General features: G+C 70.4%; 17 protein-coding genes. 10 read left to right on the plus strand and 7 right to left on the minus strand.

Annotated features, from left to right (window positions below; genetic code table 11):
* Nucleotides 1-182 precede the first annotated feature (182 nt).
* Nucleotides 183-353 carry a hypothetical protein gene (locus tag MB828_RS31530; protein WP_046734738.1) on the plus strand — a complete coding sequence of 57 codons (171 nt, stop codon included), beginning with the start codon at nucleotides 183-185 and terminating at the stop codon, nucleotides 351-353.
* 77 nt (nucleotides 354-430) lie between these two features.
* Here MB828_RS31530 and MB828_RS31535 read toward each other — a convergent pair whose 3' ends face one another.
* The gene (locus tag MB828_RS31535; protein WP_301651152.1) at nucleotides 431-892 is read right to left on the minus strand and encodes an ATP-binding protein; all 462 of its coding nucleotides are present in this window, start codon (nucleotides 890-892) and stop codon (nucleotides 431-433) included.
* 182 nt (nucleotides 893-1,074) lie between these two features.
* Here MB828_RS31535 and MB828_RS31540 point away from each other — a divergent pair, with 182 nt between their 5' ends.
* Nucleotides 1,075-1,929: an RNA polymerase sigma factor SigF gene (locus MB828_RS31540; RefSeq protein ID WP_430381451.1), complete on the plus strand. Its 855-nt coding sequence runs from the start codon at nucleotides 1,075-1,077 to the stop codon at nucleotides 1,927-1,929.
* Here the strand turns inward: MB828_RS31540 and MB828_RS31545 are convergent.
* Both MB828_RS31545 and MB828_RS31550 read right to left on the minus strand, forming a co-directional pair.
* Nucleotides 1,916-2,929 carry a Ppx/GppA family phosphatase gene (locus tag MB828_RS31545; RefSeq protein ID WP_301651153.1) on the minus strand — a complete coding sequence of 338 codons (1,014 nt, stop codon included), beginning with the start codon at nucleotides 2,927-2,929 and terminating at the stop codon, nucleotides 1,916-1,918. The genes MB828_RS31540 and MB828_RS31545 overlap by 14 nt on opposite strands.
* A gap of 309 nt (nucleotides 2,930-3,238) precedes the next feature.
* Nucleotides 3,239-4,054, minus strand: a complete 816-nt coding sequence (locus MB828_RS31550) for an ANTAR domain-containing protein (protein ID WP_301651154.1) — start codon at nucleotides 4,052-4,054, stop codon at nucleotides 3,239-3,241.
* A gap of 313 nt (nucleotides 4,055-4,367) precedes the next feature.
* Here MB828_RS31550 and MB828_RS31555 point away from each other — a divergent pair, with 313 nt between their 5' ends.
* On the plus strand, nucleotides 4,368-5,534 hold the full coding sequence (locus MB828_RS31555) for a sugar ABC transporter substrate-binding protein (protein WP_430381452.1): 1,167 nt from the start codon (nucleotides 4,368-4,370) through the stop codon (nucleotides 5,532-5,534).
* Here the strand turns inward: MB828_RS31555 and MB828_RS31560 are convergent.
* Together MB828_RS31560 and MB828_RS31565 are read right to left on the minus strand one after the other, a co-directional pair.
* Nucleotides 5,527-6,828, minus strand: a complete 1,302-nt coding sequence (locus MB828_RS31560) for a hypothetical protein (protein ID WP_301651155.1) — start codon at nucleotides 6,826-6,828, stop codon at nucleotides 5,527-5,529. The two genes, MB828_RS31555 and MB828_RS31560, sit on opposite strands and share 8 nt — an antisense overlap.
* Before the next feature lie 158 nt (nucleotides 6,829-6,986).
* A complete protein-coding gene (locus MB828_RS31565; RefSeq protein WP_133023506.1) occupies nucleotides 6,987-7,514 on the minus strand; it encodes a peptidoglycan-binding domain-containing protein in 528 nt (175 codons plus the stop codon).
* Nucleotides 7,515-7,657: 143 nt separating this feature from the next.
* Here MB828_RS31565 and MB828_RS31570 point away from each other — a divergent pair, with 143 nt between their 5' ends.
* Nucleotides 7,658-8,707: an ArsR/SmtB family transcription factor gene (locus MB828_RS31570; RefSeq protein ID WP_301651156.1), complete on the plus strand. Its 1,050-nt coding sequence runs from the start codon at nucleotides 7,658-7,660 to the stop codon at nucleotides 8,705-8,707.
* Between the two features lie 18 nt (nucleotides 8,708-8,725).
* Here the strand turns inward: MB828_RS31570 and MB828_RS31575 are convergent, their stop codons facing one another.
* The gene (locus MB828_RS31575) at nucleotides 8,726-11,008 is read right to left on the minus strand and encodes a heterodisulfide reductase-related iron-sulfur binding cluster (RefSeq protein ID WP_301651157.1); all 2,283 of its coding nucleotides are present in this window, start codon (nucleotides 11,006-11,008) and stop codon (nucleotides 8,726-8,728) included.
* 225 nt (nucleotides 11,009-11,233) lie between these two features.
* Between MB828_RS31575 and MB828_RS31580 the strand changes: the two genes are divergently transcribed.
* The 5 genes from MB828_RS31580 (at nucleotide 11,234) to MB828_RS31600 (ending at nucleotide 16,500) form a co-directional block, all read left to right on the plus strand.
* Entirely contained in the window at nucleotides 11,234-12,253 is a 1,020-nt protein-coding gene (locus tag MB828_RS31580) for an MraY family glycosyltransferase (protein ID WP_046734444.1), read from the plus strand.
* 94 nt (nucleotides 12,254-12,347) lie between these two features.
* The gene (gene dnaK, locus MB828_RS31585) at nucleotides 12,348-14,183 is read left to right on the plus strand and encodes a molecular chaperone DnaK (protein ID WP_301651158.1); all 1,836 of its coding nucleotides are present in this window, start codon (nucleotides 12,348-12,350) and stop codon (nucleotides 14,181-14,183) included.
* The gene (gene grpE, locus MB828_RS31590) at nucleotides 14,180-14,836 is read left to right on the plus strand and encodes a nucleotide exchange factor GrpE (RefSeq protein WP_133023502.1); all 657 of its coding nucleotides are present in this window, start codon (nucleotides 14,180-14,182) and stop codon (nucleotides 14,834-14,836) included. Before dnaK ends, grpE begins: the two co-directional genes overlap by 4 nt.
* A gap of 36 nt (nucleotides 14,837-14,872) precedes the next feature.
* A complete protein-coding gene (gene dnaJ / locus MB828_RS31595) occupies nucleotides 14,873-16,048 on the plus strand; it encodes a molecular chaperone DnaJ (protein ID WP_133023501.1) in 1,176 nt (391 codons plus the stop codon).
* A 5-nt stretch (nucleotides 16,049-16,053) separates the two neighbouring features.
* Entirely contained in the window at nucleotides 16,054-16,500 is a 447-nt protein-coding gene (locus tag MB828_RS31600) for a heat shock protein transcriptional repressor HspR (protein WP_046734448.1), read from the plus strand.
* A 74-nt stretch (nucleotides 16,501-16,574) separates the two neighbouring features.
* Here MB828_RS31600 and MB828_RS31605 read toward each other — a convergent pair whose 3' ends face one another.
* Complete coding sequence (locus MB828_RS31605) at nucleotides 16,575-18,230, minus strand: fibronectin type III domain-containing protein (RefSeq protein ID WP_301651159.1); 1,656 nt, start codon at nucleotides 18,228-18,230, stop codon at nucleotides 16,575-16,577.
* A gap of 295 nt (nucleotides 18,231-18,525) precedes the next feature.
* Here MB828_RS31605 and MB828_RS31610 point away from each other — a divergent pair, with 295 nt between their 5' ends.
* Nucleotides 18,526-19,632 (plus strand): sugar ABC transporter substrate-binding protein, encoded by a 1,107-nt coding sequence (locus tag MB828_RS31610; protein WP_133023500.1) that lies wholly within the window; start codon nucleotides 18,526-18,528, stop codon nucleotides 19,630-19,632.
* Nucleotides 19,633-19,806 lie beyond the last annotated feature (174 nt).

Consider the following 19,806-nt stretch of genomic DNA (forward strand, 5'->3'; position numbering starts at 1 on the left):
GGGCCACCATAGGCACACACCGCGGCCCGCCGCCCTCCGGGGACACGTCGGGAGCCGGGTGCACCGTGACGGCACGAGAAATGACGGCCGTTGCTCTTCCCCCACTTTCCCTTCACAAACAAGGCAATTTCGAGAATGGGCGGATCAATGGAGGGCACACGGCGGTCAGGAGGTTGATAACTATGGTTCCCCTGCTGCTCGTTCTGCTTCTTGCCCTGATCCTTTTCGGGGCCGGGTTCGCCCTCAAGATCCTCTGGTGGGTCGCCGTCGTGGTCCTGGTGGTATGGCTCCTCGGCTTCGTCATGCGCTCCACCTCCGCAGGAGGTGGCCGCGGCCGCTGGTACCGATGGTGAACCAGCCAGCAGGTACGCACTGACGCTGCGGGGCCCGGCCGTCACGGCCGGGCCCCACGCATGTCCGGGCTCCCCCGCTAGCCGGCCGTGGCACCGGACGGCGGCCTGAAGCAGGCGATGACGTCCTTGCCGCGCGGGCAGCGCTGGGCCTGCCAGGTGTCGGCGAGGGCGTCCACCAGGAGCATGCCGCGTCCGCCCTGCGCCTCGTCGTCCGGGCGCCGCTGCTCGGGCAGGTACGAGGAGGTGTCGTGCACGGTCACGTGCAGGCACTCCTCGTCCCAGACCAGGATCAGCTGTGCCGTGCTGTGCGCGTGCACGTGGGCGTTGGTGACGAGTTCGGAGACGGTCAGCAACACCGAGTCCACCAGGTCGGGGGCGGTCCTGGTCCAGCCGAGCGTGGCCAGGTGGCCGCGCGTCCAGTCTCTGGCGGCCTTCACCCCGCTGCTCGCGGGCAGCGAGCGTGCCCATCCCACCGCTCTCAGCGACGACCGCGACGCCTGCGGTCCGTCCTCCGCCTCCTGCTCCGGTCCCTCTGCCACCGTCTCCTCCTTCCTCTTCGCGTTCTCTCCGCGTTCCCTCCGTGAAACGGGTGCCAGTCCCGTCTGCCCAGACCGGTCGCGGTCTCACCCGTGTAGGAGCACGATGAGGGGGTAGACGCGCCGCGACGCCGGCTGCTCGGGCCGGCGCGCGCGGAATGGTATGGACTCGGGAGGGGAACGGCATGACGTCCATGAGCACGAAGGCAAGGGGTACCGGAGCCGCCGGAACCAGCGTGCTTCCGGAGGTGCCCGACCCTTCTCAGGTGGCGCCGAAGGACGCCCGTCAGCTGTCGCGGCTGTTCTTCGAGCGGCTGGCCACGCTGGAGGAGGGCACCGCGGAGCACCAGTACGCCCGCGGCACCCTGATCGAGATGAACATGTCCCTGGTCCGCTACGCCGCCGGCCGTTTCCGCAGCCGTGGACCGGAGGAGATGGAGGACATCGTCCAGGTCGGCATGATCGGCCTGATCAAGGCCATCGACCGGTTCGAGCTGTCCCGGGAGGCGGAGTTCACGTCCTTCGCCATCCCCTACATCGTCGGCGAGATCAAGCGGTTCTTCCGTGACACCACCTGGGCCGTGCACGTGCCGCGCCGGCTCCAGGAGGCCCGGGTGCAGCTCGCCAAGGCCACCGAGGAACTCCAGAGCAGGCTGGGCCGGCTCCCCACGGACCGGGAACTGTCGGAGCTGATGAGCCTGCCCGAGGACGAGGTCCGGGAGGCCCGCCTCGCCGCCAACGGCTACAACTCCTCTTCCCTGGACGCCACCATCGGCGGCAGCACGGACGGGGAGGCGGTGCTCCAGGACTTCATCGGCACCGAGGACGCGGCGCTGGAACTGGTGGAGGACTTCCACTCGCTGGCGCCGCTGATCGCCGCCCTCGACGAGCGGGACCGGCAGATCCTCCACATGCGGTTCGTCGAGGAACTCACCCAGGCCCAGATCGGGGAGCACCTGGGCGTCTCCCAGATGCACGTCTCCCGGCTGCTCACCCGCACCCTCGCCCGGCTGCGCGAAGGCCTGCTCACCCTCCAGTGAGCCGGGCCCGCGGCACCGCCCCGGTGGCGGGGCGGTGCCGGGTGTCGTCGTGGGCCGCCTCGATGTCGGCCCACCAGTCGGTGCCGTCCTCCAGGAACCGCAGCAGGATCCCCTCGCGCAGGGCCCACGGGCAGATCGCGAGGGTCCGCACGCCGCTGAGCTTCATCGCGGTGTGGCCGACGACCGCCCCCGCCAGGCTCTGCCGGGCCCGCGGCGCGGAGATACCGGGCAGGGTGGCGCGTTCGGCCGCGGGCAGGGCGGCCAGCCGGTCGATGGCACGGCGCAGGTCGGCCCGGTCCAGGAAGCGGTCGGCGAACGGCCCCTGACGGCCCGGGGCGGCACCGCACAGCCGGGCCAGCTGCTGGAAGGTGCGGGAGGTGGCGACCGCGGTGTGCGGGTGCTCCCAGCGGATACGGGCGGTCGCGTCCCGCAGTTGATGGCGCACCCGGCGGCGCAGGGCCTGGAGCTCCTTGTCCGACGGCACGTCGTCGTGGTCGAGGAACTCGTTGGTGAGCCGGCCCGCGCCGAGCGGCAGGGAGACCGCGAACTCCGGCATCCGGCCCCGGCCGAAGGCCACTTCGAAGGAGCCGCCCCCGATGTCGAGGACGGCCAGCGGGCCGGCCCGCCAGCCCATCCAGCGCCGGACGCCGAGGAAGGTCAGCTCGGCCTCCACCTCGCCGGGCAGCACGCACAGCCGTACGCCCGTCTCCTGGGCGACGGCCCGCAGGACGGCCGTGCGGTCGGGGGCGTTGCGTACGACGGCGGTGGCGAACGCCAGCGGTTCGGGCGCACCCCAGCGCGCGGCGGTCTCGACGGCCCGGTGCAGCGCCCGGACCAACTGCTCCGTGGCCTGTTCGCCGAAGTGACCGTCGGGGCCCACCTGTTCGGACAACCGGAGCTTCCACTTGGCGGTGTGCACCGGCAGCGGGACGCCGCCCGCGGCGTCGCTGACCACCAGTCTGACCGTGTTCGACCCCGCGTCCACCACGCTTACCCTCATGGAGATGTGCGTACCCAGCGCGGCCGCGCTGATGCGAACCGTGACGGCAGAGCCGCCGGCTGGCCGGGCGGCGGCAGTGGACCGGGGCGTGTCCGGCGAGCCGCCCGCCGGGGGCGCGGCGGACACACAGCCGCCCACCGAGGGCCGACGGCTCTCGCCTGCGTCCCCAAGCGAGCCCTTGACCCCGAAGTGCCCGATCGCCCGTACTTCACACCCCCGGTCACACCACCCCTCCCTCACCCACACCCCCACTCCACACCCCCCGGCCCACGCGCCCTCGCGCGGTTTCTCCGTGTCCCGGGGTGGTGGTCAGTTGGGGTGGGTGGCGTTGGTGTGGAGGTCGTTGAGGGCGCTGAGGACCGCCGTGTTGCGGTGCCACAGCAGCCAGCGGCCGACCTGCGCGCCGACCTGGCGCAGCGCGGCCAGCTGGGCGACGCTGAGGTCGCGCAGGGTCTCCTCGTGATGGGTCGAGATCATGCCCATCACCTGCCCGCCGGGGCTGACCAGCGGGACGCTGTGACAGGCGCGGCTGCCCGCCTGGAGGATCGCCTCCCGGGACGACTCGTCGAAGATGTCGGAGACGGCGACGTCCTTGACGGTGATCTGCCGGCGTTCTCCGGCGGCCTGCCCGCAGGCTGTCGTGGAGTCGTCGACGAAGGCGAAGTAGTTGGTGAACCGCCGGTTCAGTCCCGTGTGTTGCTCCAGCCGGAGCATGCCGTTCTCCACCAGCTGCACATTGCCCATCCCGGCGCCCGTGACGTGCAGGGTGTGCCGCAGGGCGGCCTTGAGCACGGCACCGTGCCCGGTGAGCCGCTCCGGGCCGGTGCGCAGGGCGGACAGCGAGGGCGCTGCGCCCTGCGGACGGCCCGGTACCCAGCTGGGGGCGCCGGCCTGTGGGGCGGGCAGCCGGACGGCGACGTCGGCGAGCGTGTGGAGCTTGACGTTGAACTTCTGCGAGGTGCGGCGCAGCAGGTCGAAGGCGTCCTGCTGGGAGGGGATCGGATACCGTTTGACGAGGAGCTTCTCGGCGCGGGCGACACCGGCACGGGCCAGCCGCCGGTTGCGCTCGTCGACAGCACGGTCCGCGGGTTCCTGGGGCGCGGGCGCATGCGGGTACTCGGTCACTGGTGTGGCCTCCTGAAGGGTCAACACCCGCACGGCACCGCGTTCGGGGCCCCGTGCGCGCGGCGGCATCACGGTGCCTGCTGGCCGAAGCACCCTCCCCCCAACTGTAAGCATGCCCCGCACTCCGGCCGTCAGGCCTCCCGCCCGGTTCGCGGTTCGCCCGCGCACAAGCCGCACACAGGCCACGCACGCACCATGCGCAAAAAGGTCGCGGCATCTCCCTTAGGGGCACCCCTCAACCACGTTATTGTCCATACGTCTTGACGTGCCGTGGGTCTTTGCGTTTGCTTCCGTCTCACATCATCGGCCGCGCATGACACTCCCCCTTCGGAAGGCGCCTGAGGTGAGATCTCCCATCCTCCGTGGGACCCATCTGTCCCGCATCGCTACCGCCCTGGCCGCCTCCGCGTCCGCTCTCCTGCTCACCGCCTGCGGTGCCGTCGAGGACCTCGGCGGAAGCGACGACGCCACGGCCCTGAAGAAGGGCGACGACATCACCGTCGGGCTGCTCCTGCCCGACAAGGACACGGCCCGGTTCGAGGCCTTCGACCACCCCATCTTCGCGAAGGAGGTCGCCGCCCTCACGCACGGCAAGGGGAAGGTCGACTACGCCAACGCCGAGGCCAGCCAGGACAAGCAGAGCCGGCAGTTCCAGGAGATGGTGTCCAAGAAGGTCGACATCATCGTGGTGGACGCGCTGGACGCCAGGGCCATCGCACCGGACGTCCAGAAGGCGAAGGACGCCGGCATCCCCGTCATCGCCTATGACCGGCTCGCCCAGGGCCCGATCGACGCCTACGTCTCGCACGACAACGAACTCGTCGGCGAGGTCCAGGCCCGCGCCGTCATCGAGGCGCTCGGCAGCAAGGCCGCCACCAGCAAGATCGTCATGATGAACGGCGACCCCGCCGACCCGAACACGGCGAGCTTCAAGGCGGGCGCCCTGAGCGAACTCAAGGGCAAGGTGCGGATAGCCGAGGAGTACGACACCGACAAGTGGTCGCCCGCGGTTGCCGAGGCGAACATGAAGAAGGCGATCAAGGCCGTCGGCCTCGGCGAGATCGCCGCGGTCTACTCGGCCAACGACGGCATGGCCGGCGCCGTCATCGACGCCCTGAAGCAGGCGGGCGCCACCAGCATCCCGCCGGTCACCGGACAGGACGCGAACCTGGACGCGGTGCAGCGGGTGGTCTCCGGCGAGCAGTACATGACGGTGTACAAGTCGTTCCTGGACGAGGCCACCGACGCCGCGCAGATGGCGGTGTACAAGGTGCAGGGCAAGGACATCCAGTACGACGCGCTGGCCCAGGACAAGGTCGACAGCCCGACCGCCAAGGACATCCCCGCGACGCTCGTGCCGGTGGTCGCCCTCACCCGGGACAACATCAAGGACACGGTGATCGCGGACGGCGTCTACACCGTCAGGCAGATCTGCACCGCGAAGTACGCGGCGGACTGCGCCGCGATCGGTCTCACGTAGCGGAGCCGCCGGGTTCGGGCGGGGACGCCAGGAAGTCCGCCACGGCCAGGGCGAGGAGCAGGCACAGGGCGATGCCGACCACCACCCAGCCCGTCGGGTACGGCCACAGCAGGTAGACCAGCAGCGCGACGGCCACCAGCAGCCAGGTGATCCAGGTGCGGTACCGGCGTACGAAGGGCCCGACCGGCCCGGTGCGCAGGCCGGCGTGGTCGGCGGTGCCGCGTACCGCGCCGATCCCGGACGTCCACAGGCCCCGGACCAGCCCGGCGTACCGGCCCGGCCCGGTGAGCCAGGCACCCAGGGCGACCACGACGGCCAGGGCCACGACCATCCGCACGGTGGTCTGGAGGAAGTGCACCAGCGCGTCGTAGACGGCCGCCGCCGCGCCCGGCGAGACCCCGGCGGGCAGCCGGTCGAGGTAGAGCACGCGGAACACCCGCAGTCCGATGCCGAGGACACCGGTGGCGACGGCGACCCCGAGACAGCCGGCCACCAGCGCCCGGCGCCGCCGCACCGAGAGCAGCACGCCGGCCGCGACCAGCAGGACGGCCAGCACCGGCAGCCAGTTCCCGGCGAGCTGGAGCAGCCGCACGTAGGTCTTGACCTTGCCGACCTGGTCGGACCTGACGAGGGTGAAGTCGGTGTGGACGGCCGGGATGTGCTGGGCGGCGGACAGACCGGAGGCGATCAGGCGCTGCTTGACCTGGTCCACGACGGGGCCGATGTCGACGGTGACCGAGTCGTTCGTCAGCTGTACCGCACCGCCGCCACCGCCGGTGAGCGCCTTGTCCAGCGAGCTGTGGATCCGGCGGTTGGCGTCGGTCCACACGGCTTTGAACGCGTCGGACGCGGCGACCTTCCGGGCCTGGTCGTGGACGAAGCTGCGGACCGCGCTCTCCAGGGCGTCGCCCAGTCTGCCGCCCAGCGCCTGTTGCAGCCGGGGCCGGTCGGCGGGGGCCACGTCCGCGAGCAGGGCGGGCAGGTCCAGGTGGGACATGAGCGCGTCGGTGGCCCGGTTCGCCACGGCGTCCTGCACGTCGGGGTCCGAGGCGAGCGGGGCGACGGTGGCCACGTACCGGTCGGTGTCGGCCACCTGGTCGGCCGCCCACGCGGCGACCACGGACAGCGGCGCGAGCAGGCAGCCGACGACGATGAGCACGGCGGCGAGCCCGGACCGGACGTGGTGCCGGGGCGGCCGGGCCCGCTCCTTCTCCAGGGCCGCCACCCGGGCCCTCAGTTCCCGCACGTCGGCCGGGTCCGCTCCACCGTCCGCGTGCGCGCTGCCCTCCGCCACCCGTACCTCCAGCTCGATCCGCTCCCCTCCACCCGACCCGCCTCGGAGCCCGCACGCGAGCAGAGGTGGGCCGTACGGGTCAACGACCCGTACGGCCCAGTGGCCGGCCGAGGCGACCCCGGGGCGCGGGACCGGCGGACTTCCGGCCGTGGCCGGTACTAGCCGCAGGTTCGGTAGTTGTAGCCGGCGATGCGACCCGCGCCGGTGCCGTCGAGGAAGTGGTAGTAGCCGTCGCTGTCCCGCGTGACGTCGATGATGAACTCGGTGCCGATGTACTTGGCCACGGTGCCGTCCGTCCCGTAGGACGAGTTGCGCAGCCAGTTGCCGGCCGCGGTCCAGGTGTTCTTCCCGGCCGAACCGTCGCTGGTGACCTGGAACTTGGTCTGCCACCTCGCGGTCGCGGCCTTGGTGGTGGGCCCGAAGTCACCGTCGATGTCGGCGGCGGTGAGCTCGCCGTCGGCCCACAGGACCTTCTGCCACAGGCAGGTCGCGTTGGACGCCGTGTTGTGGCTGGTGTCCACGATGCCTTCGTTGTCCCAGTCGTCGGTGAAGACCCCGGCACCGTAGACGTAGGCGAGGCCGCTGTACGAGCCGCTCGCGGACGCGGGGGTGGCGCTCAGGGCGAGGACTCCGGCGGTCAGGGCCCCGATGGTGCCGGCGGTCACCTTGGCTCTCTTCGTGAACACGCGCGTTCCTCCTGATTCGTGCGGTCAAGCGCGGGATTCGGCCAAAGCGACTGCTGGCCTGACGGGAACCTTGGCAGGGCCCCGTCGGCGGCGACACACTCTTGCGCCTGGGTGCAAACGTGGAGCTCTTCGGGGGGAATCACGTGCTCCGTATTCACTTCAGTGAGGTCGATCTCGCCCGCGTCCGGGTGGCCGCCGAGCCGGACCCGATGTGGGAGGTGCTCTCGACGCTCCACCGGCTGCAGTCCCGCGGCGGACGCCGGCAGTTCGCCGCCTGGCGCCGGACGGTGTGCGCCGACCTGAACACGGCCGGACTGTCCCGGCCGGTGCGCGGCGTGCTGTTCGCCCTGTATCCCCTCGGACCGTACCTGCCCGACTTCCTGACGCCGCCGGAGGGCGAGGGCGGCGTCGCGGCGGCCCTCGACGGCATCCTCCGGCTGCCCCGGCAGGACGTGCTCGCCCAGGTACGGCTCCTCGACGGGATCTCTCCGGTGCCGTCCTGGGCGCTGCGGCTGGGGCAGGGCCCCGAGCGGCGGGAGCTGACCGAACTGATCCGCCGGTACCACGAGGTGGCCGTCGTACCGTACGGGGAGGAGATGGCCGGGGAGCTCGTCGCCCACCGCGGCCTGCTCGCCCGTGCGCTGCTGACCGGCGGGGTCGAGGCACTGCTGGCGAGTCTGGGGCCCCGGTTCCGCTGGCGCCGGCCGGTCCTGGAAGTGGACTACCGCACGGACCGCGACCTCCATCTGCGCGGGCGCGGGATCAGGATCGTCCCGACGTACTTCTCGTGGGGGACGCCGGTCGCCCTGGCCGACGCCGGACTGCCGCCCGTGCTCTCGTACCCGCTGAGCCCGCCGCCGGTGCCCGAGGAGGCGCTCCCCACGGAGCGCGTACCGCTGGGCGCGCTGCTCGGCGGCACCAGGGCGCGGGTGCTGCGGTGTGTCGCCGACGGCCTGACCACGGGAGAGCTCGCGCGGGCCGTGGGGGTCTCCCTCTCCGGTGCCAGCCGGCACACCACGGTGCTCCGCGACGCCGGACTGACCACCAGCCGGCAGGTCGGTCCGACGGTCCTGCACACGCTGACCCCGCTCGGGGCCGCGCTGCTCGGGCAGGCGCTGGGCGGGGGGCCCGGGAACGACGACGCCCCCCAGGCCCGGCGAGGGCGTGGGGGGCGTCGAACGGCGCGGCCGTGACCGGCGCCGCCATTCTCGTTACTTCACCGGCTCGGGCTCCGGGGCGTTCTCCTGCTCCGCCTCGCCGGCCGGGTCCACCGGGGTGCGGACCGAGTCGAGGAGCAGCTGGGCCACGTCCACGACCTGGATGGACTCCTTGGCCTTGCCATCGTTCTTCTTGCCGTTGACCGAGTCGGTGAGCATGACCAGGCAGAACGGGCAGGCGGTGGAGACGATGTCGGGGTTCACCGACAGGGCTTCGTCGACGCGCTCGTTGTTGATGCGCTTGCCGATCCGCTCCTCCATCCACATCCGGGCGCCGCCGGCGCCGCAGCAGAAGCCGCGCTCCTTGTGGCGGTGCATCTCCTCGTTGCGCAGGCCCGGGACCTTGCCGATGATCTCGCGCGGGGGCGTGTAGATCTTGTTGTGGCGGCCCAGGTAGCAGGGGTCGTGGTAGGTGATGATGCCCTCGACCGGGGTGACCGGGACCAGCTTGCCCTCGTCCACCAGGTGCTGGAGCAGCTGGGTGTGGTGGATGACCTCGTAGTCGCCGCCGAGCTGCGGGTACTCGTTGCCGAGCGTGTTGAGGCAGTGCGGGCAGGTGGCGACGATCTTCTTCGCCGACTTCGGCTTGCGGGACTCCGCCGTGACCTTGCCGTCGTCGTCCAGCTCCTCGCCGAACGCCGTGTTCAGGGCCATGACGTTCTCCATGCCGAGCTCCTGGAACAGGGGCTCGTTGCCCAGGCGGCGGGCGGAGTCACCGGTGCACTTCTCGTCGCCGCCCATGATCGCGAACTTGACGCCCGCGATGTGCAGCAGCTCGGCGAAGGCCTTGGTGGTCTTCTTGGCGCGGTCCTCGAGGGAGCCCGCGCAGCCGACCCAGTACAGGTACTCGACCTCGGTGAGGTCCTCGATGTCCTTGCCGACGACCGGGACCTCGAAGTCGACCTCCTTGAGCCACTCCAGGCGCTGCTTCTTCGCCAGGCCCCAGGGGTTGCCCTTCTTCTCCAGGTTCTTGAGCATCGTGCCCGCCTCGGACGGGAACGCGGACTCGATCATGACCTGGTAGCGGCGCATGTCGACGATGTGGTCGACGTGCTCGATGTCGACGGGGCACTGCTCGACGCAGGCGCCGCAGGTGGTGCAGGACCACAGCACGTCCGGGTCGATGACGCCGTTCTCCTCGGCGGTGCCGATGAGGGGGCGCTCGGCCTCGGCGAGGGCGGCGGCGGGGACGCCCGCCAGCTGCTCCTCGGAGCCCTTCTCCTCGCCCTCGGCGGTCTTGCCGCCGCCGGCCAGCAGGTACGGCGCCTTGGCGTGCGCGTTGTCCCGCAGGGACATGATCAGCAGCTTGGGGGAGAGCGGCTTGCCGGTGTTCCAGGCCGGGCACTGCGACTGGCAGCGGCCGCACTCGGTGCAGGTGGAGAAGTCCAGCAGGCCCTTCCAGGAGAACTGCTCGACCTGGGAGACGCCGAAGACGTCGTCGTCACCGGGGTCGGTGAAGTCGATCGGCTTGCCGCCGGAGGTCATCGGGAGCAGGGCGCCCAGCGAGGTCTCACCCGTGGCGTTGCGCTTGAACCAGATGTTCGGGAAGGCCAGGAAGCGGTGCCAGGCGACACCCATGTCGGTCTTCAGGGCGACCACGATCATCCAGATGAACGAGGTCGCGATCTTCAGGCCGGCGAAGAAGTAGGTGAGGTTCTGGAGCGTGGAGACGTCCATGCCCCGGAACCAGGAGACGACCGGGTACGAGATGAAGAACGACGCCTCGTAGGAGTCCACGTGGTGCTGGGCGCCCTCCAGGGCGTGCAGCGTGAAGATGCAGACGCCGACGATCAGGATGACCGTCTCGACGAAGTACGCCTGGCCGAAGTTGGAGCCGGCGAAGCGGGACTTGCGGCCCGGCCGGTTCGGCTTGCTCAGCTGGCGGATGGCGATCAGCACGAGGATGCCGAGGACCGTCATGGTGCCGATGAACTCGACGAAGACGTTGTACGGCGCCCAGTCGCCGATGACCGGCAGGATCCAGTCGGCCTGGAACAGCTGGCCGACGGCGTTGACGATGGTCAGCAGGAGGGAGAAGAAGCCGACCGCGACGAACCAGTGCGCCACGCCGACGATGCCCCACCGGTTCATCCGGGTGTGGCCGAGGAACTCCCTGACCACGGTGACGGTCCGTTGGACGGGCTCGTCGGTACGGGTGCCGGCGGGCACGTTCTGACCGAGCCGCAGGAAGTTGTAGATCTGCAGGACGGCGCGGGCGAACAACGCCACGCCGACCACGATCAGAACCAGCGACACGATGATCGCGGCGAGTTGCATGGGGGCTCCTCGGGCCTGCGAGGGGTCTCTTCGGGTCTCTTCGCGAGTGTTCCCGAAATTACTAAGCGGTAACTTATGCAGTCCGTCTGAGACTACCCGCATCTTTACTCGCACTGTAGCCAGGTGCGGAGTGATCTGGATCGCTGAGGTCTGCCTGTGCTCCGGTCCCGCAACCCGATCGTGTTATTCGTACAGAATGGTTACATTCAGGTCTAATTTGGACCTGTGCTCTACGGGATCGCCGCCGCCACCACCGCCCTCCTGCTCGCCGCCGTCCTCGCCGCCCTGATCCGGCCCCCCGCGCTGCGGCTCGGCCTGGTCGACCGCAGGCGGGCGCGGCCCGTGCCGGCCCTGGGCGGCCTCGCCGTCGTCGGCGCCACCTGTGTGGTCGCGGGCGCCGGCGACTGGAGCGGGGTCGCCCCCCTCGGCACCGGGGTGGGGGAGCTGCTGATCGCCGGGGCGGCCGTGTCCCTGCTCGGGGTGGTCGCCGACGTGTGGCGGCTGAAGACCAGGTTCCTGCTGTTCGGTACGGCCGTGGCGGCGGCCTGTGTGGTGCCGTACGGGGAGTTCGGGATCGCCGGCGGGGTGCTGGGCGTCGGGTGGATCGCGTTCGTCGCCGTCGCCTTCAAGGGGCTCGACCACGCGGACGGGCTGGCCGGGACGGTCGGGGTGGTGACGGCGTTCGGGGCCGGCGCCTGTGCTGCCGCCGAGGTGATGGACGGGCTCGCCGTGCTGCTGAGCGTGCTGGCCGCCGCGCTCACCGGGTTCCTGATGCACAACTGGCATCCCGCGCGGATCGCCCTCGGGGCCACCGGCTCGCTGTTCGCCGGGTTCGTGCTGGCCGCGGCCGCGCTGCTGACCCGGGCCGGGCACGATCCCGTCGCCAGCGCGGGGGTGCTGTTCGCGCTCACCGCCGTCGCGGGCGCCGACGTCCTCGTGGTGATCCTGTCGCGGCTGCTGGCCGGGCGGCCGGTGCTGCGGCGCGGGCCCGACCATCTCGCGCACCGGCTGCGGCGGCTGGGGCTCACCCCGCAGGGCTCGACGGTCGTCCTGGGTGCCGGATCCTTCGCCGGGGTACTCGTCGCGGTGCTCGTGCACGGTGGCTGGGTCGGACGGACGGGCGCCACATGCGTCGCCTGCGTCACCGTCAGCATCGTGCTGCTACTCCTTCGGGTGCCGGTGTATGAGCCTCGACGTACTGAATCCACGCAGGTCAGCGGCCACTTGCGTGTAAGGAACGGATAAGACTTGAGTCTCTATGACTCAGGTCTGTTGACCCGTGGCTCCGGTTGATGCACACTTGAGTCCGTTCCACTCAAGTCAGCTGGAGGAAATCACCATGGCACGTGCGGTCGGCATCGACCTGGGCACGACTAACTCCGTCGTCAGCGTTCTTGAAGGCGGCGAGCCCACCGTCATCACCAACGCCGAGGGTGCCCGGACCACGCCGTCCGTCGTCGCCTTCGCGAAGAACGGCGAAGTCCTCGTCGGCGAGGTCGCCAAGCGTCAGGCGGTCACCAACGTGGACCGGACCATCCGGTCCGTGAAGCGTCACATGGGCACCGACTGGAAGATCCAGCTGGACGGGAAGGACTTCAACCCCCAGCAGATCTCCGCGTTCATCCTGCAGAAGCTCAAGCGGGACGCCGAGGCCTACCTGGGCGAGAAGGTGACCGACGCGGTCATCACCGTCCCGGCCTACTTCAACGACTCCGAGCGCCAGGCGACGAAGGAGGCCGGTGAGATCGCGGGCCTGAACGTCCTGCGCATCGTCAACGAGCCCACCGCGGCCGCGCTCGCGTACGGCCTCGACAAGGACGACCAGACGATCCTCGTCTTCGACCTCGGTGGCGGCACCTTCGACGTGTCCCTCCTGGAGATCGGTGACGGCGTCGTCGAGGTGAAGGCCACCAACGGCGACAACCACCTCGGTGGTGACGACTGGGACCAGCGCGTCGTCGACTACCTGGTCAAGCAGTTCGCGGCCGGTCACGGCGTGGACCTCGGCAAGGACAAGATGGCCCTCCAGCGCCTCCGCGAGGCCGCCGAGAAGGCCAAGATCGAGCTGTCCTCCTCCACGGAGACCTCGATCAACCTGCCCTACATCACCGCCTCCGCCGAGGGCCCCCTGCACCTTGACGAGAAGCTCACCCGCGCCCAGTTCCAGCAGCTGACCGCGGACCTGCTGGAGCGCTGCAAGACCCCGTTCCACAACGTCATCAAGGACGCCGGCATCCAGCTCGGCGAGATCGACCACGTCGTCCTCGTCGGCGGCTCCACCCGGATGCCCGCCGTCGCCGAGCTCGTCAAGGAGCTGACCGGCGGCAAGGACGCCAACAAGGGCGTCAACCCGGACGAGGTCGTCGCCATCGGCGCCGCGCTCCAGGCCGGTGTCCTCAAGGGTGAGGTCAAGGACGTCCTGCTCCTCGACGTGACCCCGCTGTCCCTCGGCATCGAGACCAAGGGCGGCATCATGACCAAGCTCATCGAGCGGAACACGACGATCCCGACCAAGCGGTCCGAGATCTTCACCACCGCCGAGGACAACCAGCCCTCCGTCCAGATCCAGGTCTACCAGGGCGAGCGCGAGATCGCGGCGTACAACAAGAAGCTCGGCATGTTCGAGCTGACCGGTCTGCCGCCGGCCCCGCGCGGTGTCCCGCAGATCGAGGTCGCCTTCGACATCGACGCCAACGGCATCATGCACGTGACCGCGAAGGACCTGGGCACGGGCAAGGAGCAGAAGATGACCGTCACCGGCGGCTCCTCGCTGCCGAAGGACGAGGTCGACCGGATGCGCCAGGAGGCCGAGCAGTACGCGGAGGAGGACCACCGCCGCCGCGAGGCCGCCGAGACCCGCAACCAGGGCGAGCAGCTCGTCTACCAGACCGAGAAGTTCCTCAAGGACAACGAGGACAAGGTCCCGGGCGAGATCAAGACCGAGGTCGAGGAGTCCATCGCCGAGCTGAAGGAGAAGCTCAAGGGCGAGGACACCGCCGAGATCCGCACCGCCACCGAGAAGGTCGCGGCCGTCTCCCAGAAGCTGGGCCAGGCCATGTACGCCGACGCCCAGGCCGCGGGTGCCGCCGCCGGTGGTGCCCCCGCCGGTGACGCCGCCGACGACGTGGTGGACGCCGAGATCGTCGACGACGAGCGCAAGGACGGTGCCGCGTGACGGAGGAGACCCCGGGCTTCGAGGAGAAGCCCGACGTCCCCTCCGGCGCCACCCCCGACGACGCCGAGCCGAAGGCCGCTCCCGCACAGGGGGCGGCCCCGGCCGGGGACTCAAGCGCACAACTGGCCGGTCTGACGGCCCAGCTGGACCAGGTACGCACCGCGCTCGGCGAGCGCACCGCGGACCTCCAGCGCCTCCAGGCCGAGTACCAGAACTACCGCCGCCGAGTGGAGCGCGACCGGATCACGGTCCGGGAGATCGCCATCGCGAACCTCCTGACCGAACTCCTGCCCGTGCTCGACGACATCGGCCGCGCCCGGGAACACGGCGAACTGGTCGGCGGCTTCAAGTCGGTGGCCGAGTCGCTGGAGACGGTCGCGGCGAAGATGGGCCTGCAGCAGTTCGGCAAGGAGGGCGAGCCCTTCGACCCGACGATCCACGAGGCGCTGATGCACAGCTACGCGCCGGACGTCACCGAGACGACGTGCGTGGCCATCCTGCAGCCCGGGTATCGCATCGGCGAGCGCACCATCCGCCCCGCGCGGGTGGCGGTCGCCGAACCGCAGCCGGGGGCGACACCGGCGAAGGCCGAGGGGTCCGAAGAGGCTCCCGCGGCCGGGGACGAGAAGGACAACGGCCCTGAGGAGGGCTGACGAAATAAGGACCGAGCGGAAGGAGGGGCGTCGGGGATGAGCACCAAGGACTTCATCGAGAAGGACTACTACAAGGTCCTCGGCGTCCCCAAGGACGCCACCGAGGCCGAGATCAAGAAGGCGTACCGGAAGCTCGCCCGCGAGTTCCACCCGGACGCCAACAAGGGCAACGTCAAGGCCGAGGAGCGCTTCAAGGAGATCTCCGAGGCGAACGACATACTCGGCGACCCCAAGAAGCGCAAGGAGTACGACGAGGCGCGCGCCCTCTTCGGCAACGGCGGCTTCCGCCCCGGGCCGGGCGCGGGCGGCGGCAACTTCAACTTCGACCTGGGCGACCTCTTCGGAGGCGGCGCCCAGGCCGGGGGCGGCGGCTTCGGCGGCGGCGGCTTCAGTGACGTCCTGGGGGGCCTGTTCAACCGGGGCGGGGGCGCGGGCCAGCGCACCCAGCCCAGGCGCGGCCAGGACATCGAGTCCGAGGTCACGCTCAGCTTCACGGAGGCCATCGAGGGCGCCACGGTCCCGCTGCGGATGTCCTCGCAGGCCCCCTGCAAGGCCTGTTCGGGCACCGGCGACGCGAACGGCACCCCGCGTGTGTGCCCGACCTGCGTCGGCACCGGCCAGGTGGCGCGGGGATCCGGCGGCGGCTTCTCGCTGACCGACCCCTGCCCGGACTGCAAGGGCCGCGGCCTGATCGCGGAGAACCCCTGCCCCGACTGCAAGGGCAGCGGGCGCGCCAAGTCGTCCCGGACCATGCAGGTCCGCATCCCCGCCGGGGTGACCGACGGCCAGCGCATCCGGCTGCGGGGCAAGGGCGCACCGGGTGAACGCGGCGGCCCCGCGGGCGACCTGTACGTCATGGTGCACGTCGACACCCACCCGGTGTTCGGCCGCAAGGAGGACAACCTCACGGTGACCGTCCCGGTGACCTTCACCGAGGCGGCGCTCGGCGGCGAGGTCAGGGTCCCGACCCTGGGCGGACCGCCGGTCACCCTGAAGCTGCCCCCGGGCACGCCCAACGGCCGCACCATGCGCGCCCGCGGCAAGGGCGCGGTCCGCAAGGACGGCACCCGCGGCGACCTCCTGGTCACCGTCGAGGTGAGTGTCCCGAAGGACCTGTCGGGGAATGCTCGTGACGCACTGGAGGCGTATCGCGAGGCGACCGCGGGCGAGGACCCGCGGGCCGAGCTGTTCGAGGCCGCGAAGGGAGCATGACAGAGATGGACGGCCGTCGGCGCAACCCTTATGAACTGACCGAGGAAACCCCGGTCTACGTCATCTCGGTGGCTGCCCAGCTCTCCGGACTGCACCCGCAGACGCTGCGCCAGTACGACCGCCTCGGCCTGGTCTCCCCGGACCGCACGGCCGGGCGGGGCCGGCGCTACTCGGCCCGCGACATCGAACTGCTCCGCCAGGTGCAGGCGTTGTCCCAGGACGAGGGCATCAACCTGGCCGGCATCAAGCGCATCATCGAACTGGAGAACCAGGTCGTCGCGCTCCAGCAGCGCGTCGCCGAGCTCCAGGCGGCGGTCGACGGCGCGGCGGCCGCGATGCAGCAGCGGGAAGCCGCGGTGCACGCCTCGTACCGCCGCGACCTGGTGCCGTACCAGGAAGTGCAGCAGACCAGCGCGCTGGTGGTGTGGCGGCCCAAGAAGGCCAAGGACTGACCTGCGCGCGTACGAGCGGGGCCCGGAGGATCCTCCGGGCCCCTTCGTGTGTCACCGGCCGGCGAGCCGGTGTGTCACCGGCCCACGAAGAAGTCCAGCGACGAACTCTGTTCGCCCTGCCGCCCGTAGGCGTCCACGGCGTACACGGTCACCGTGCACGGTCCGTTGTACGGAGGCGTCCAGGAGAGGTTCCCGGTGGTGGACAGCAGGGTGCCGCTGACCCCGCAGGCACCGGCGACCTCCCAGGAGTACCCCTGGAGTCCGCGGTCCTCGTCGCCCGCGCCGGGCGCGGCCGTCACCCTGACCGGGGAGCGCGCCGGGATCCCCTCGCTGACCAGGGTGAGCTTCGGGGCGGCCGGGCCGGTCGCGGTGGCCGGGGAGAGCCGGTCGACGGTCGACTCCGCCGAGGGCGCCGACTCGGCGCCGTCCCCGTCCACGGCGGCGACGTAGTAGTACGCCTTGTGCCGCGGGGCCGAGGTGTCCTCGTAGGACGCGCCGGAGCTGCTCCCCAGCAGGGTCCAGGCGCCGTTGAAGACGGTCCGGCGGTACACGTGGTAACCGCTGACGGCCGGGTCCCCGGACGGGGTCCAGCTCAGGCCGGTGGCGGCGTCCGCGGGGGTGGCCGTGAGGCCGGCCGGGGCGGCCACGGCGGACGCCGCCGGGCGGGTGGCCGTCACGTGCGCCGAGACCGCGGAGACGTTCCCGGTGGTGTCGACGGCCTGGACGGTGTACGTGTAGGGCGTACCGGCGTCCGCGGTGGCGTCGGTGAAGCCCGGCAGGCCCAGGAACTCGGGCCCGTCCGGGTCGGGCTCGCCGCCCCGCGAGGCCCACAGCTCGTAGTGGTCGAGGTCCTGTGCCGAAGAGGCCTGCCAGGTCACGACGTTGCCCGCGGTGCTCGCGCGGACGGTCACCCCGGTGACCCGCTCCGGAGCGGTGCGGTCGGCCGTGGTGACCTTCTGGTCGGCCGTGCCCGCCGACACGTTGCCCGCCCTGTCGTAGGCGCGCACCTCGTAGTAGTAGACCTTCCCGTCCACGGGCAGCGAGCTGTCGGTGTACGACGTGGCGCCGGTGGCCGCCAGCGGTGTGCCGCCGAACGAGGTGCCCTGCGGGCGGCGGTAGACGCGGTAGCCGGAGAGGTCCATCTCCTTGTTCTTCGACCAGGTGAGCCGGGCCCTGCCGGTGGCGGCGTCGTACGACACCGTGGCGCCCGCCGGGGTGAGGGGCCTGACCTTGTCGACGCTCGCCGAAGTACGGGGCGTGTAGGCGAACTTGACCTTCGCGGCGCCGGTCCAGTTGACGTAGTCGACGCGAATCGTGTGCTTGCCGGACGGGACGGTCACGTTGACGGTCCTGCTCACCGTCCTGCTGGTGTTCTTCCACAGGTCGACACGGCGGGTGCCGTCGACGTAGACCCGGATGCCGTCGAGGCCGGAGGCGGCGAGCGCGAAGGGGCCGCCGGAGCCGAAGTCACGGGTGACGGTCCAGCGGACGCCGAAATTGTCCTTCGGGAGGCCGGAGGCGGGGGCCCCGCTCCAGCTCTGGTCGATCGCGCTGTCGCAGTCGGTCTTCTTCGGGGTGCCCTTGAACGTGGTGTTCGCGAACAACTGGCGTTTGTAGACAGGAGAGGTGCAGGCCGTGGCCGCGGATGCGGTGACGGCCGCGCCGCCGAGCAGGGTGCCGGCGGTGGCGAGCACCGCGGCGGCGGCCACGGTGCGGCTGGCTGGGTTCATTCGATCCTCTGGTCGTACTCCGTACACCGGTGTCAGCCGGTGCAGATGTCGACTCACGAGGAATGGACTTGGTTGTACTGATCTTTGCCTTCCCATGAACTCCCTGTGGGTGGAGGGTCCGTAAAGGGTGCTTGGAGACGGTTCCGCGATGTCTTCACAGGGTCGGCGGAGCGTGGTGTTGCGCACTCGTTAAGTAGTTCCGCTTGACGCCGGGTGTGGCGTACGCGTTGGCTTTTCAGACATCTGGGTCCTCTAGCGGCCCCATGTCCGGAACGCACCTGAAGTGAGCACCCGTATGCGTCGTATAGCCATGTTCGTGGCCGCGTCCACGATGACCCTTTCGCTCGCCGGCTGCGGCGTGTTCAACGCGACGGGATCGTCGACCTCCGCGACACCGACCAAGGGCAACGACGTCACGGTGGGCGTGCTGATGCCGGACAAGATCAACACCCGGTACTCGAACTTCGACTACCCGATCATGAAGTCGAAGATCGAGGAGCTCACGAACAAGCAGGGCAAGGTCGACTACGAGAACGCCGCCTCGTCCGCCGACACGCAGAAGAAGCAGATGCAGAAGATGATCGACGACAAGGTCGACGTGATCATCCTGGACTCGGTCGACGCGCACGCCATCGCGGGGACGGTGAAGAACGCCAAGGATGCGGGCATCCCCGTCATCGCCTACGACCGCCTCGCCGAGGGCCCCATCGACGCCTACGTCTCCTTCGACAACGAACTGGTGGGCGAGGTCCAGGCCCGTACGCTCCTGGAGGGCCTCGGCTCGAACGTCGACACCTCCGACAAGGTCATCATGGTCAACGGCTCGCCGACCGACCCCAACGCCAAGCAGTTCAAGACGGGCGCGATGTCCGAGCTGAACGGCAAGGTGACGATCGCCGCCTCGTACGACACCAAGGACTGGGACCCGGACATCGCCGAGAAGGAGGTCGGCAAGGCGATCGCCTCGATCGGCAAGGACAACGTCGCCGCCGTCTACTCCGCCAACGACGCGATGGCGGGCGGCATCGTCAAGGCCCTCAAGGCGGCCGGCGTCACCTCGATGCCGCCGATCACCGGCCAGGACGCCGACCTCGACGCCATCCACCGGATCCTCGCCGGCGAGCAGTACATGACCGTCTACAAGCCCTACCCGGACGAGGCCGAGGCCGCCGCCGAGATGGCCGTCTACAAGGTGCAGGGCAAGGACATCCAGTTCGACGCGCTCACCCAGGACACCGTGGACAGCCCGACCACCAAGGACATCCCGGCCCAGCTGGTGCAGGTCAACGCCGTGACCAAGAGCAAGATCAAGGACACCGTCGTCGCGGACGGCATCTACAAGATCTCGCAGATCTGCACGGCCGACTACAAGTCCGCCTGCACGGCAGCCGGCCTCAAGTAACCACCCCCGCTCCTCGGCAGCCCCGTTCCATCCACCTGGAACGGGGCTGCCGCGCGTACAAGGGAGCGGCGAGCGGGAACCGGTATGGGGAGCCGGGCTCGGGACGCGGGAGCGGGCATCGGGAGCGGGGGAGCCGGGGCGGGTGGGGGGCGTCAACCATCGTCAACCCGGTGG

It is taken from the genome of Streptomyces arenae, assembly GCF_022343545.1.
In the GTDB taxonomy this organism is placed as follows: domain Bacteria; phylum Actinomycetota; class Actinomycetes; order Streptomycetales; family Streptomycetaceae; genus Streptomyces; species Streptomyces humi.

Bases quoted from the DNA above. Each gene is read 5' to 3' on its own strand.
- MB828_RS31530 (WP_046734738.1), top strand. From the start codon at position 183: ATGGTTCCCCTGCTGCTCGTTCTGCTTCTTGCCCTGATCCTTTTCGGG.
- MB828_RS31540 (WP_430381451.1), top strand. From the start codon at position 1,075: ATGACGTCCATGAGCACGAAGGCAAGGGGTACCGGAGCCGCCGGAACC.
- MB828_RS31545 (WP_301651153.1), bottom strand. From the start codon at position 2,929: ATGAGGGTAAGCGTGGTGGACGCGGGGTCGAACACGGTCAGACTGGTG.
- MB828_RS31555 (WP_430381452.1), top strand. From the start codon at position 4,368: ATGACACTCCCCCTTCGGAAGGCGCCTGAGGTGAGATCTCCCATCCTC.
- MB828_RS31575 (WP_301651157.1), bottom strand. From the start codon at position 11,008: ATGCAACTCGCCGCGATCATCGTGTCGCTGGTTCTGATCGTGGTCGGC.
- dnaK (WP_301651158.1), top strand. From the start codon at position 12,348: ATGGCACGTGCGGTCGGCATCGACCTGGGCACGACTAACTCCGTCGTC.
- dnaJ (WP_133023501.1), top strand. From the start codon at position 14,873: ATGAGCACCAAGGACTTCATCGAGAAGGACTACTACAAGGTCCTCGGC.
- MB828_RS31600 (WP_046734448.1), top strand. From the start codon at position 16,054: ATGGACGGCCGTCGGCGCAACCCTTATGAACTGACCGAGGAAACCCCG.
- MB828_RS31605 (WP_301651159.1), bottom strand. From the start codon at position 18,230: ATGAACCCAGCCAGCCGCACCGTGGCCGCCGCCGCGGTGCTCGCCACC.
- MB828_RS31610 (WP_133023500.1), top strand. From the start codon at position 18,526: ATGCGTCGTATAGCCATGTTCGTGGCCGCGTCCACGATGACCCTTTCG.